Annotated in this window: 11 protein-coding genes; 7 read left to right on the top strand and 4 right to left on the bottom strand. The window is 65.3% G+C overall.

The window, feature by feature from the left end; all coding sequences use genetic code 11:
- Positions 1 to 168 precede the first annotated feature (168 nt).
- Positions 169 to 552, top strand: a complete 384-nt coding sequence (locus tag VEG08_00125) for a VOC family protein (protein HXZ26382.1) — start codon at positions 169 to 171, stop codon at positions 550 to 552.
- Between the two features lie 81 nt (positions 553 to 633).
- A complete protein-coding gene (locus VEG08_00130) occupies positions 634 to 1,056 on the top strand; it encodes a PaaI family thioesterase (protein ID HXZ26383.1) in 423 nt (140 codons plus the stop codon).
- A 67-nt stretch (positions 1,057 to 1,123) separates the two neighbouring features.
- Here VEG08_00130 and fumC read toward each other — a convergent pair whose 3' ends face one another.
- The gene (fumC, locus tag VEG08_00135; protein ID HXZ26384.1) at positions 1,124 to 2,533 is read right to left on the bottom strand and encodes a class II fumarate hydratase; all 1,410 of its coding nucleotides are present in this window, start codon (positions 2,531 to 2,533) and stop codon (positions 1,124 to 1,126) included.
- Between the two features lie 123 nt (positions 2,534 to 2,656).
- Between fumC and VEG08_00140 the strand changes: the two genes are divergently transcribed.
- Both VEG08_00140 and VEG08_00145 read left to right on the top strand, forming a co-directional pair.
- Positions 2,657 to 3,655 carry a YpdA family putative bacillithiol disulfide reductase gene (locus VEG08_00140; protein HXZ26385.1) on the top strand — a complete coding sequence of 333 codons (999 nt, stop codon included), beginning with the start codon at positions 2,657 to 2,659 and terminating at the stop codon, positions 3,653 to 3,655.
- Between the two features lie 117 nt (positions 3,656 to 3,772).
- Positions 3,773 to 4,609 carry a FecR family protein gene (locus VEG08_00145; GenBank protein ID HXZ26386.1) on the top strand — a complete coding sequence of 279 codons (837 nt, stop codon included), beginning with the start codon at positions 3,773 to 3,775 and terminating at the stop codon, positions 4,607 to 4,609.
- Between the two features lie 45 nt (positions 4,610 to 4,654).
- On the opposite strand, the gene VEG08_00150 is transcribed toward VEG08_00145, so the two are convergent.
- Both VEG08_00150 and cyaY read right to left on the bottom strand, forming a co-directional pair.
- The gene (locus VEG08_00150; protein ID HXZ26387.1) at positions 4,655 to 5,950 is read right to left on the bottom strand and encodes a phospholipid carrier-dependent glycosyltransferase; all 1,296 of its coding nucleotides are present in this window, start codon (positions 5,948 to 5,950) and stop codon (positions 4,655 to 4,657) included.
- Between the two features lie 47 nt (positions 5,951 to 5,997).
- The gene (cyaY, locus tag VEG08_00155) at positions 5,998 to 6,321 is read right to left on the bottom strand and encodes an iron donor protein CyaY (GenBank protein ID HXZ26388.1); all 324 of its coding nucleotides are present in this window, start codon (positions 6,319 to 6,321) and stop codon (positions 5,998 to 6,000) included.
- A 105-nt stretch (positions 6,322 to 6,426) separates the two neighbouring features.
- Here cyaY and VEG08_00160 point away from each other — a divergent pair, with 105 nt between their 5' ends.
- Positions 6,427 to 7,089 (top strand): biosynthetic peptidoglycan transglycosylase, encoded by a 663-nt coding sequence (locus VEG08_00160; GenBank protein ID HXZ26389.1) that lies wholly within the window; start codon positions 6,427 to 6,429, stop codon positions 7,087 to 7,089.
- A 28-nt stretch (positions 7,090 to 7,117) separates the two neighbouring features.
- Here the strand turns inward: VEG08_00160 and VEG08_00165 are convergent, their stop codons facing one another.
- The gene (locus VEG08_00165) at positions 7,118 to 7,594 is read right to left on the bottom strand and encodes a single-stranded DNA-binding protein (GenBank protein ID HXZ26390.1); all 477 of its coding nucleotides are present in this window, start codon (positions 7,592 to 7,594) and stop codon (positions 7,118 to 7,120) included.
- Positions 7,595 to 7,882: 288 nt separating this feature from the next.
- On the opposite strand from VEG08_00165, the gene VEG08_00170 reads away from it, so the two are divergent.
- Positions 7,883 to 9,655: a hypothetical protein gene (locus VEG08_00170; GenBank protein ID HXZ26391.1), complete on the top strand. Its 1,773-nt coding sequence runs from the start codon at positions 7,883 to 7,885 to the stop codon at positions 9,653 to 9,655.
- Positions 9,656 to 9,719: 64 nt separating this feature from the next.
- Positions 9,720 to 13,295 (top strand): BadF/BadG/BcrA/BcrD ATPase family protein, encoded by a 3,576-nt coding sequence (locus VEG08_00175; GenBank protein ID HXZ26392.1) that lies wholly within the window; start codon positions 9,720 to 9,722, stop codon positions 13,293 to 13,295.
- The last annotated feature ends 284 nt before the right edge of the window (positions 13,296 to 13,579 follow it).

The following is a 13,579-nucleotide window of genomic DNA, read 5'->3' on the forward strand; positions in this document are numbered from 1 at the left end:
GGCGGCATGGGCTTCCGCGCCTACCTGGTGAAGTTCCAGTCCAAGAGCGTGCGCATCACCTTGCGCGACCTTCCCGACGGCGGCAAGATCGAGCAGTTCCAGGTCGCCGCCGAGCAGTAGCGCAGGAACGACTTGCAACTAGAAACGAGAAACTAGAAACTGTCTCTCATGAAGCGCGTCACCGGCATCGGCGGCATCTTCTTCAAGTCCGACAACCCGGAGCAGCTCTACGCCTGGTACGAGAAGCACCTGGGCCTGAAGCGCAACCAGCAGACCCAGGCCGTGGTCTTTCCCTGGCGCGAGGAGGAGGGCGGCAAGGAAGGCATGACCCTCTGGTCGCTCTTTCCCCGGGACACCAAGTACTTCGAGCCCAGCCAGGCCGCCTTCATGCTCAACTACCGGGTGGAGGACCTGGACGCGTTGGTGACGGCCCTGCGTGCCGAGGGCATCCAGGTCCTGGGCCGCGAGGACTACGACTACGGGCGCTTCGCCTGGATCCTCGACCCCGAGGGCAACCGCATCGAGCTCTGGGAGCCCGCCAAGAAGCAATAGCGGTGTGCCGGATGACGATTCGGCGAACCCATCGCGGCGCGAAGATTTGCATCCGGAGTCTGCTCGCGGCATCAGCTAGCCATGGATCCGCTGCGCACCGCGAAAGTCCGCAAGATCTTTGATAACGCCAACTTCGTCCGCGACCTGGGGATCGAGCTGACCCGCGTGCAGGAGGACGGCTGCGAGACGCGGCTGCAGTTGGCCGCGCGCCACCTCCAGCAGCACGGCCTCGTCCATGCCGGGGTCCTCGCTACCATGGCCGACCACACCGGAGGCTGCGCCGCCCGCGGCGCCGTGGGGCTGGACCAGGAAGTGCTCACGGTCGAGTTCAAGATCAATTTTCTGCGCCCGGCGGTGGGCGATGGGCTGCGCTGCTGGAGTCACGTGCTGCGCGCGGGGAAGATGCTGGCCGTGGCCGAGTCGGAGATCTTCGCCGCGGCTCCCTCCGGCGAGAAGCTGGTGGCCAAGGCCACCATTACCCTGGCCCTGGTGCCGGAGCAATAAAAAGCGCGCCCGACCGGGCGCGCTCTTCTCGAAACTAGAAACTAGAAACGAGAAACTAGAAACTGAGTTACGGCTTGGTCATCCTCTCCGGCTTCACGATCGCGTCAAACTCTTCTCCGGTGAGGTACCCCAGCTTGAGCGCCGCCTCGCGCAGGCTGGAGTGCTCCACGTGCGCGGTGTGCGCCACCTTGGCTGCCTTGTCGTAGCCGATCTTGGGAGTCAGCGCGGTCACCAGCATGAGCGAGTTCTTCACGTACCACTCCACCTTGGCGCGGTCCACCTCGATGCCCTTCAGCATGTACTCCACGTAGCCGTGGCAGGCGTCGCTGAGCAGCGTCACCGAGTGCAGGAAGTTGTAGATCATCACCGGCTTGAAGACGTTGAGCTCGAAGTTGCCCTGGGAGCCGGCGAAGCCCACCGCCGCGGTGGCGCCCTGCACCTGCACGCACACCATGGTCATGGCCTCGCACTGGGTGGGGTTGACCTTGCCCGGCATGATGGAGGAGCCGGGCTCGTTCTCGGGGATGGCCAGTTCGCCCAGCCCGCAGCGCGGCCCCGAGGCCAGCCAGCGGATGTCGTTGGAGATCTTCATCAGCGAGGCTGCCAGCGTGGCCAGCGCCCCCTGCGCGAAGACGATCTCGTCGTGCGCCGAGAGCGCCGCGAACTTGTTGGGATGCGAGCGGAAGGGGAGCCCGGTCAGTTCCGCGATCTTCTTCGCGGCCCGCTCCGCGAATTCCGGATGCGCGTTCAGCCCGGTGCCCACGGCCGTCCCGCCGATGGCCAGGTCGTACAGGCCCGTCAGCGCCTGCTTCAGCCGCGCGAGGTCGCGCTCCAGCAGCGCGGCCCAGCCTCCGAACTCCTGTCCCAGGGTGAGCGGCACCGCGTCCTGCAGGTGGGTGCGGCCGATCTTGACGATGCCGTCGAACTCCTTGGCCTTGGCGGCGATGGCTTGGCGCACGCTCTCGATGGCGGGGATCAGCGCCCGCTCCACCCGCTCCGCCGCCGCGATGTGCATGGCCGCGGGGAAAGTGTCGTTCGACGACTGCGACAGGTTCACGTCGTCGTTGGGATGGATGGGCTTCTTCGAGCCCAGCACGCCTCCGGCCAGCTCGATGGCGCGGTTGGAGATGACCTCATTCACGTTCATGTTGGTCTGCGTGCCCGAGCCCGTCTGCCAGATCCTGAGCGGGAACTGGTCGTCGAGCTTGCCCGCGATGACCTCGTCGGCCGCCTCGACGATGAGCTTGGCCTTGTCGGCAGAGAGCTTGCCCAGGTCCTGGTTGACCAGCGCGCACGCCTTCTTGAGGATGCCGAAGGCGCGGATCAGCTCCGGCGGCATCCGGTCGCGCCCGATGTTGAAGTGCAGCAGCGAGCGCTGCGTCTGCGCTCCCCAGTACACGTTCGCCGGCACTTCGATGGTGCCCATGCTGTCGGACTCGACCCGCGTCTGCTTGGCCGCTTCCACCGTGCTTGCCATATCGTTCTCCTGGGAATGCGTACTCGATGGCAACAGAAAATTGTACGCCCCATCCTCCTTAGCTACTAGCTACCAGCTACTTGCATCCGCGCGCGCGAAGCCTGAATCTAAGGCTAGGTCCTCATGCCCGCCGACCCCATCTTCGACCTCCTCATCATCGGCGCCGGGCCCACCGGCCTGGCCTGCGCCATCGAGGCGCAGAAGGCCGGCCTGCGCCCTGTGCTGGTGGACAAAGGCTGCCTGGTCAACTCCATCTTCCGCTATCCCGCCGACATGGTCTTCTTCACCACCCCCGAGCTGCTGGAGATCGGCGACATCCCCTTCGCCAGCGCCCACCAGAAGCCCACCCGCCAGGAGGCCCTCGAGTACTACCGCAAGGTGGCCGAGCGCTACTGTCTCGACACCCGCCTCTACCAGCGGGTGGAGCAGGTCAGCGGCCACGATGGCGACTTCCGCGTCCTCACCCACGACCGTCACGGCCAGGACCACGCCTACCGCGCCCGCAAGCTGGTGGTGGCCACCGGCTACTACGATCTTCCCAACCTGCTGGGCGTGCCCGGGGAGGAGCTGCCCAAGGTCTTCCACTACTATCGCGAGCCTCATCCCTTCTACGGCATGGACGTGCTGGTGGTGGGCGGGAAGAACTCCGCCGCCGAGGCCGCCCTCGACCTGTGGCGGCACGGCGCCCGCGTCACCCTGGTGCACCGCGGTCCCGGGCTGCACGAGCACATCAAGTACTGGGTGCGCCCCGACCTGGAGAACCGCATCAAGAACGGCGAGATCGCCGCCCGCTTCCGCAGCAGCGTGCGCTCCATCCATCCCGACACCGTCCTGCTGCAGACCCCCGAGGGCGAGCTGCGCCTGAAGAACGACTTCGTCTTCGCCCTCACCGGCTACCACCCCGACTTCGACTTCCTGCGCGCCCTGGGCATCCAGCTCGCCCCCGGCGAGAACCGCCCCCTCTGCGATCCCGAGAGCTTCGAGACCAACATCCCCGGGCTGTACGTGGCGGGAGTGATCGTGGCGGGCTCGCGCACCAATGAGATCTTCATCGAGAATGGGCGCTTCCACGGCCGCCAGATCGCCGCCCACCTCAAGCAGAGGCTGGCGCCCCGGGCCTGAGGCCCCCATCCGCCTTGGGGGCATAGAAACCCTTGACTTAGGGCGGTTCCCGCGACGACAATACCGCGTTCGCAGCTTGTGCGGTATCCTATTGCTGGCGGTTTTTTGAGGCTACCTATGAAAGCCACCGCGTCGTTCAGCTTGCCCTACCGGGCATTGGCTGTCCTGCTTGCCGTCCTGATGGTTCCCCTTCCGGTCCTGTCGCAGCCGCAGGGGGGCTCCTCGTCCTCCAAAGCCACCCAGGAAGCGGGCCAGATCAGCGCCCTGATTCCTGCCGGTTTCCGCAACGCGTCGGCCGCCCGGGTCAAAGACGACCTGTACTGGAACGACGTGTTGAAGACCGACAAGTCCGGCCGCATGCGCGTCAACCTGCGCGACGGCTCCATCCTCAGCCTGGGCTCCGACACCGAGATGAAGGTGGTGCAGCACGACGCCGCCTCCCAGCAGACCCAGCTCGAACTCGATTACGGCAAGCTGCGCAGCCGCGTGGTCGCTATCACCAAGCCCGGGGGCAAGTTCCAGGTCAAGACCCCCAAGGCGGTGGCCGGCGTGGTGGGCACCGATTTCGGTCTGGTCGTCAATCCTGACGGCAGCGTGACCCTGTACGTCTACAGCGGCACGGTCACCCTCACCCTGGCCGACGGCACCGTCGTCACCATCAACGCCGGGCAGACGTTCACCATCAACTCCGACGGCAGCACCAGCGGGCCCAAGCCCACGCCTCCGGACCAGCAGCAGCAGAGCATTCTGGATACGAACGTGATCCTGGGAGGCACCGGGGAGAGCGCCGGGAACAACAACCTGTTGCGCAACATCCTGATCGGCCTGGGCGTGATCGGCATCGGCCTCGCCGTCGGCCTCTCCACCAGCGGCGGCAGCCATGGCACCTTGCCGCCTTCGCCTACCCCTCCGCCCACGCCCATCGAGGACGGGGGCACGACCCGCCCGCAGTAACTCCGCGGGGCGGCGGTTCTCAGGGCGCGCTGCGGCGCGCCCTTCTTATTTCGGGAACCACCCTCCCGGCATGCGCAGCGCCGCCAGCACCGGGAAGAAGATGACGAACACCACCGCCGCGGCCGCCAGGAAGACCCAGCGCGCCCAGACCACGGGGAAGAGCCGCCCGCGCTCATAGCGCCGGAAGACGTAGGCCAGGTTCAGGCCCAGGGCCATGGCCGCCGCGAAGTAGTAGTGGTAGAAGGTGAGCGGCCGCGGCACCACCGCCCAGGCCAGGTAGAGTCCCCAGTACCAGGCGGTCACCAGCAAGGCGTCGCGCGTCCCCCGCCGGACCCAGTTCCACAGGCTCACGAAGGCGGCGGCGAAGCCCGCCCACATCACCAGGGGATTGCCCAGCAGCAGGATGGCGCGCACGTACACCGGATTGTCGGGGTCGGTGGCCCAGGCGAACCACTGCGGCCGCAGCCCCAGCGCCCAGGTGTACCAGGGGCTCTCGTAGATGTGCACCCCGGAGACGTGCAGGTGGCCGAGCAGGATCGCCCGCTGCAGCCTCAGGATGCCCAGTAGGGTGTTGTCCGGGCCCCACTTCAATGCCAGGAAGGGAAGGAAGGTGACGCAATAGAGCGCCAGCGGGAGGAGGCCGAAGGCGAGCACCAGATAGCGCCCGCCCACCCGCTGCCACAGGTCGGCGGCGTGCCAGGGCTCGTCGGCCGCCGCGGGGACCGGGGTTTGTGGGACCGCTCCCGTGCCCCGCAGCACCCGCACTCCCACCAGCAGCAGCCAGCAGCTTCCCCAGGCCGCCAGCCCTTCCCATTTGACGGCGGTGGCCAGCCCGAACATGGCCCCGGCGAACCGCAGCAGGCGGCGCGTGCTGGCCGCGTCGCGCCCGCTCTCCCAGGCCGCCGAGAACGCCGCCAGCCCCCACACCATGAAGCACACCATGAACACGTCGAGCATGGCGATGCGCGCCATCACGTAGAGGTACTGGTCCACCAGGGTGATCAGCGCCACCCACACCGCCAGCCGCGGCTCGCGGAAGATGGCCAGCGCCCACAGGTACATGCCCACCACGATCAGGGCGCCGAAGACGGTGGAGAAGAAGCGCCAGCCCAGGGCCTCGTCCCCCAGCAGGGCAATGCCCGCCCCGATGAAGTACTTGCCCAGCGGCGGATGCTCCCAGTTGCGGTTGTTGGTCAGGCTGAGGTAGGCCTTGGCGGCAGGGACGTAGTGGAATTCATCGAAGACATAGCTGGAGGGCTGGGCCACGCGCACGACGAAGAGGGTCTGCGCCAGCAAGTACAGAGCAAGACAGGTGACCCTGACCCGGCGCCGTGCGTCCATTCGGGAATCTTAACCTTGAAACTCTGAAACCTTGAAACTTTGAAACCTTAGAGCTCCACCGGGACGCCACCGAGCTGCTCGCCGATCAGCCGCGCCACCAGCGTCTTCAGCTTCTCGCCCGTCTTCGCCAGCACGAATCCTTCCTCCGCCGGGTCCAGCTTGAAGCTGGTAGAGAGTGCCGAGATCCAGATCTGGCGCGCGGCGGAGTTGGGCGAGATGACGAACTTGGCCGGCGGCTCTTCGAAGCTGATGTGCAGCGCTCCCGCCTGCTCCTCGACCTCGATGCCCGCCTCTTCCTCGGCCGCGATCAGCGCCGCCTTCAGCGCTTCCAGCGCCGCGTCCGCCCGTCGCCTGAACTCTTGCTCGTCCATGCCGGCATTATAAACAACCGGCCCAGCGCGCTTGCCGCCCGGCGTCCCCGTGCTGTACCCTGAGCGGCGATCGCGGCGGACATCGCAAGTCGGAGGGCCCAGCCCATGCCGAAGTCTCGCCGCAAGAAGTTCCTCATCCTGGCCGTTCTGGCCCCCGTTCTGACGTTGACCCTTTATTCAGCGTGGATTGTCGCGGATGCTTCCCGGAAGACCCCGCAAATCATGGAGCAGGCTCGCCGCCAGTACTGGACACCGCTGCGCCCCGGGGACCTGTCGTCCGAGCGCCTGCACATGCTGCTCGCCGTCGAGGACCCGGGCTTTTACTCCCACCACGGCGTCGATCTCACCACTCCCGGCGCCGGCTACACCACCATCACCCAGGCCCTGGTCAAGCAGCTCTATTTCGCGCACTTCCGCCCCGGCCTGGCCAAGTGGAAGCAGAGCTTGATCGCCCTGGTCTTCGACCGCCAGGTCTCGAAGCAGGACCAGCTCCATCTCTATCTCAATTCGGTTTACCTGGGAAACTGGCAGGGAAAGGAGATCCACGGCTTTGACGCCGCCGCCCGCGCCTACTTCAACAAGCCCTTTGCGCAACTGAGTGACGAAGAATACCTGGCGCTGGTGGCGATGGTGGTCGGCCCCAACGAGTTCCACGTGCGCAGCCATCCCGAGCGGAACGCCGACCGGGTCGCGCGCATCCAGCGCCTGCTCTCCGGCGCCTGCAAGCCCGCCGGCATGTCCGACGTCTTCTACGAAAACTGTCGGTGACTGCCGTCTGACGTCCGAGGTCTGACGTCTAGAACGGAATGTCCTCGTCCGTGATCTCCGCCTTCGAGGGCTGGGGCTGGGGCTCGGGCTCGGGGACGCGCTGGTCCATCTCGTTGCGCTCGGCGCCGCGCCCGCGCCCGCCGCCACCCTCGCCGCCTCCGCCCCCGCCGGGTCCGCCCAGCAGCACCAGGTCGTTGCACACGATCTCGGTGCGGTATTTCTTCTCGTGGGTGTTCTTGTCCTCCCAGGAATCGGTGCGCAGCCGCCCTTCGATGTACACCGTGCGCCCCTTCTTCAGGTACTCGGCGGCGATCTCCGCCGTCCGCTGCCAGCAGGTGATGTTGTGCCACTCGGTGCGGTCCTGCCACTCCCCGTTCTTGTCCTTGTAGCGCTCGTTGGTGGCGAGGCTGAACTTCGCCACCGGCGTGCCGCTGGGCGTGTACTTCAGCTCCGGGTCCTTGCCCAGGTTGCCGATGAGGATGACCTTGTTCACGCTCTTGGCCATACAGAACTCCTTGCTAGGAAGACGTTGCCCTTGGGGCGGCCCCACTATACCAGAAGGGAAGCGGGCCCTCGCTCCTCCGCCTTCGGTGGGGTAGGGACGTAAGTTGTTGACCGCAAAGGGCAGGCTCCCGTCCGTCGGGGGAACGGACACTTAAACCACCCTTTTTCCCCATTCGCTGCAAACACTTAGCCGCCCCTCCCGATCCGGGAAACAATGTCGGGCGACACGGTGGGGGCCCTGTCACGCCCCAATCTCATGGTTCCCGCTCAGCGGGACGGAAGGTGGAGTATGAGCACGACGACGACTCCGGTCACCAATCCCAACCTGGTGCAGATCACCTCCCTGGAAGAGACTATCCGCGCCCGCGTGGCCGAAGAGCGCGCCCGCCTGGAGCAGGAAGCCGGGGTCGTGCACAAGACCGTGCACCACTTCCACAAGCCCATCGAGCGCCCCTTCACCAAGGAGCAGCGCCACCGCACCACCCTGCTCTTCGGCGGGCTGACCTGGAAGCACGAAAAACTCGTGCTCGGCGCCCTGGAAGGCTTGGGCTACAAGACCGAGGTCGTGCCCACTCCCGACGTCAAGGCCTTCCAGTTGGGCAAGGAGTACGGCAACAACGGCCAGTGCAATCCCACCTACTTCACCGTCGGCAACCTGGTGCAGTACCTGCAGCAGCTGGAAGAGGCGGGGATGAAGCGGGAAGACATCATCAACAACTACATCTTCCTGACCGCGGGCGCCTGCGGCCCCTGCCGCTTCGGGATGTATGAGGCCGAGTACCGCCTGGCCCTGCGTAACGCCGGCTACGACGGCTTCCGGGTCATGCTCTTCCAGCAGTCCGGCGGACTGGACCAGTCCGACGCCGAGGCCGGCCTGGAGATGAACCTCGACTTCTTCCTCAACCTGCTCAACGCCCTCAACATGGGCGACCTCATCAACGAAGTGGCCCACCAGGTCCGCCCCTACGAGTTGAACGCCGGCGAGACCGACGCCGTGCTCGACGAGTGCATCGATTACATGCACGAGGTGCTCAAGAAGAAGTCTCCCTGGACCATCGAGAGCAAGCTGGGCAAGATGGCCAGCAAGATCCCCATGAAGGGCACCGTCCAGTACCTGGGCAAGTTCCTCAACCAGCTCTACAGCGACGAGTACATCGTGGCCCTCAACCACGTGCGCGACCGCTTCCACTCCATCCCTGTGGACCGCCTCAAGGTGAAGCCCACCGTCAAGATCACCGGCGAGTTCTGGGCCCAGACCACCGAGGGCGACGGCAACTTCAACATGTTCAGCTTCCTGGTGCGCGAGGGAGCGCAGATCATCGTCGAGCCCATCGGCACCTGGATCATGTACATGATCCACCAGGTGGTGCAGAAGATCCGCGACACCAAGGGCATGGAGGAGGGTGTGGTCCTGCCTCCGGCGTGGCGGCTGGACAAGCAGGCCAAGATCGAGTGGAACTACCGCAACAAGCTCATGAAGCTGAAGGCGGCCGAGATCATCTTCGCCCGCGAGTACCACCGCATCCTCGACGCCCTGGGCGGCACCGCCCACAAGCTGGTCAACCAGTACGAATTGCAGCGCCTCGGCCACCCCTACTACAACTCGCGCGCCGGCGGCGGCGAAGGCCACCTGGAGGTCGCCAAGAACATTTACTACTCCAACAAAGAGCTCTGCCACATGGTGCTCTCGCTGAAGCCCTTCGGCTGCATGCCTTCCACGCAGTCCGACGGTGCCCAGTCCGCGGTGGTGGCGCACTACAAGGACATGATCTTCCTGCCCATCGAGACCTCGGGCGAGGGCGAGATCAACGCCCACAGCCGCGTGCAGATGGCCCTGGGCGAGGCCAAGGTCAAGGCCAAGAACGAGTTCAAGGACGTGCTGGAGAAGCTGGGCAAGAGCGCCGACGATCTGCGCGCCTACGTTGCGCAGCACCCGGAGATGTCCCACGCCCTCTACCAGGTGCCCAAGTACAAGGGCGTGATCGGCACCGCCGCGAATTTCGCCATCCACGTGGCCGAGCAGATGGGGCAGAAGGTGCCCTACCACGCGGACGCGCACTGAGGTCCCTTTGTGACCTTCGTGTGACCTTTGTGCCCTTTGTGGTGAAAGTTCTTTAGGAGATCGAATGTCCGGACTGACCGACAAAGCCGACCGCACCAAGCGCTACGAACTGCTGTGGATGGGTGTGGACGTGGGCTCGACCACCGTCAAGGTCGTCGTCGTCGACGGCGAGACCGACGAGATCCTCTGGCAGGACTACCAGCGCCACGAGACCAAGCAGCCGGAGAAGGCCCTGGAGATGCTGCAACAGATCGCCCAGGACTTCCCCGCCACCCCCGCCGAGAACTTCCGCGCCTTCATCACCGGCTCGGGCGGCTCCACCGTGGGCAAGCACATCGGCGCCAAGTTCGTCCAGGAAGTCAACGCGGTCTCGCTCGCCGTCGAGAAGCTCTATCCCGAGTGCGGCTCGGTCATCGAGCTGGGCGGTCAGGACGCCAAGATCATCATCTTCAAGGAAGACCCCGAGACCGGCAAGAAGAAGAAGCTGCCCTCCATGAACGACAAGTGCGCGGGCGGCACCGGCGCGGTCATCGACAAGATCAACGCCAAGCTGCGCATCCCTTCCGAGCAGCTTTGCGAGATGGGCTACAAGGGCCTGAAGCTCCACCCCGTGGCCGGCAAGTGCGGCGTCTTCGCCGAGACCGACATCAACGGCCTGCAGAAGCAGGGCGTGCCCCCGGACGAGCTCATGGCCTCGCTCTTCGAGTCCATCATCCAGCAGAACCTCTCCGTGCTGACCCGCGGCAACACCCTGCGTCCCACCGTGCTGCTGCTGGGCGGGCCCAACTGCTACATCAAGGGAATGCGCGATTGCTGGAAGGCCAACATCCCCAAGATCTGGGAGGAGCGCAACTACCCGCTGCCCGAGGGCGTCGATCCCGAGACCCTGATCAAGACCCCTGACAACGCCCAGTACTTCGCCTGCATCGGCGCGGTCGAGTTCGGCAAGCAGGAAGACCCCGGCATCGGCGTCTACCTGGGTCACGAGAAGCTGCAGTGGTACATCACCGAGGGCCGCGCCCAGGAGAAGGCCAAGAAGGGCGGCGCCCAGGCCTTGGCCAAGAGCCCCGAGGAACTCGACGCCTTCAAGCAGAAGTACACCAAGAAGAAGTTCGCGCCCGCCACCTTCACCGCGGGGCAGGTGATCGAGGGCTTCCTCGGCATCGACGGCGGCTCCACCTCCACCAAGGCCGTGCTGGTGGACAAGGACCGCAACATCCTGTGCAAGACCTATCAGCTCTCCCGCGGCAATCCCATCGAGGATACCCAGGAAGTCATCGCCAAGGTGGCCAAGCAGGTCACCGATCAGGGCGCTACCCTGAACATCCTGGGCGTGGGCACCACCGGCTACGCCAAGGACATCCTGAAGGACGCGGTGGGCGCCGACGTGGCCCTGGTCGAGACCGTGGCCCACACCCAGGCCGCCCTCCACTTCTATCCCGACGCCGACGTCATCTGCGACGTGGGCGGCCAGGACATCAAGATCATCATCCTGCGCGACGGCCGCGTGAAGGACTTCAAGCTCAACACCCAGTGCTCGGCCGGCAACGGCTACTTCCTGCAGGGCACCTGCGAGGGCTTCGGCTTCAAGGTGGAGGAGTTCGCCGACATCGCCTTCAACGCCAAGGGCTATCCCCAGTTCGGCTACGGCTGCGCCGTCTTCATGCAGTCGGACATCGTGGACTTCCAGCGCCAGGGCTGGAAACCGGAAGAGATCATGGCCGGCCTCTGCAACGTGCTGCCCAAGAACATCTGGCTCTACGTCTCGCAGATCCCCAACCTGGCCTCCATCGGACGCAAGTTCATCCTCCAGGGCGGCACCCAGCACAACCTGGCCGCCGTGAAGTCGCAGGTGGATTTCATCGAGTCCCGCTTCAAGGGCAAGGACGTCCAGCCCGAGGTCATCGTCCACCAGCACTGCGGCGAGGCCGGCGCCATCGGCTGCGCCTTCGAAGCCGTGCGCCTGTGGGAGAACGGCAAGCGGACCGAGTTCGTCGGCCTCGACAACATCGCCTCCATCACCTACACCACCACCCGCAACGAGGACACGCGCTGCTACTTCTGCAAGAACAAGTGCCTGCGCACCTTCATCGACGTCAAGACCGCCGTCCCCAATCCCAATTACAAGCCCCCGGTCAAGACCAAGGTGCCGCTCACCCAGGGCGCCCAGCGCCTCATCATCGCTACCTGCGAGAAGGGCACGGTGGAGAACGTCGAGGAGATGCGCGTCATCAAGGGCAACATCGACGCCATCAAGAAGGAGAACCCCAACCTGGTCGAGATCGCCGCCAAGGCCGCCTTCAAGAGCTACGAGCCGCCCGTGGTCGCCGATCCCTTGCCCAAGCACGCCTTCACCGCCGCCCAGAAGAAGCGCGTCGAACTGATGAAGAAGCGCGCCGAACTCAAGATCGGCATGCCCAAGGCCCTGAATATGTACTCCTGCGGGCCCTTCTTCACCGCCTACTTCGAGGCCCTCGGGCTCACCGCCGAGAACCTGCTCTGGTCCGAGTACACCAGCGAGCAGCTCTACAAGGAAGGCGCCAAGCGCGGCGCCATCGACCCCTGCTTCCCCTCCAAGGTCGGCATCCCCCACGTCCACAACCTGCTCTACTCGGTGCACCCCAAGAAGCAGCTCGACGTGGTCTTCTTCCCCATGATCGACTCGCTGCCCACCTTCCTGCTCAATACCCAGTCGGCGCGCGCCTGCCCCACCGTCACCGCCACTCCCGCCTCGGTCAAGGCCGCCTTCACCAAGGAAGGCGACATGTTCAAGGAGAAGGGCGTGGTCTGGAAGGACACCCTCATCTGCCTCGATGACCCCAAGATGGCCCACCGCCAGATGTACGACGACTGGAAGGACATCCTGGGCCTGAGCGAGGAGGAGAACTTCCGCGCCGTGGAAGCGGGCATGGAGGCCATGCGCAAGTTCGAGATGGACATCATGCGCGGCACCGCCCGCGAGGTGCTGCAGCGCCTGGAAACCGAAGACAAGCTGGGCATCGTGCTCCTGGGCCGCCCCTACCACAACGATCCCGGCATCAACCACGAGATCCTGGAGGAGTTCCAGAAGCTCGGCTACCCCGTCTTCTCCCAGGATTCGCTGCCCCTGGACGACGAGATCATCTGGAAGCTCTTCGGCGACGAGGTGCGTGCCGGCATCATCCAGCACCCCCTCGACGTCGCCGACGCCTGGAAGAACTCCTACTCCGAGAACACCACCCGCAAGGTGTGGGCGGCCAAGTACATCGCCCGCCACCCCAACCTGGTGGCCCTGGAGCTCTCCAGCTTCAAGTGCGGCCACGACGCCCCCATCTACACCGTGGTGGAGGAGATCGTGGAGCACTCCGGCACGCCGTACTTCTGCTTCAAGGACATCGACGAGAACAAGCCCTCGGGCTCCATCAAGATCCGCGTCGAGACCATCGGCTACTTCCTGAAGCGCTACCGCGAGGACATGGTGCGCAACCGGCAGAAGCAGCTCACCATCGAGGAGCAGCTTCGCAAGTTCGAGGAGCAGTTGCGCGCCGAGCTGGCCGTGGCCGAACGGCACCGCGGCGCCGAGGGCATGGGCGATCCCAACCGCCTGGTGCAGATCGCGCCGCCCGCCCCCGTCGACCACGAAATGGTCGCCGGCGACTAGTCAAGGATTGCTTTAAGAATCATTGCTAACCGCAAGAATCCCCTCCGCTTCGCGGAGGGGATTCTGTTGTGGTAGCGGCGGCGTCCGGCCGGCCGTCGTGCGGTATCTTGCCGCCACCGTGTGGCACAGGCGACCCGCCTGTGCTCGCCATCCCGCCCAGCGGGATGGCGTCATCGCTCTCAACCGGGAGCTGGGAACTGGGAACCGGGAACTGGCAGGCGACTTGTTACAATAGTCTCCTCATCATGGAATCCGACAAGATCATGTTCGAGATCTACCGCGAG

The organism is Terriglobales bacterium (assembly GCA_035624475.1).
GTDB lineage: Bacteria > Acidobacteriota > Terriglobia > Terriglobales > Acidobacteriaceae > DASPRL01.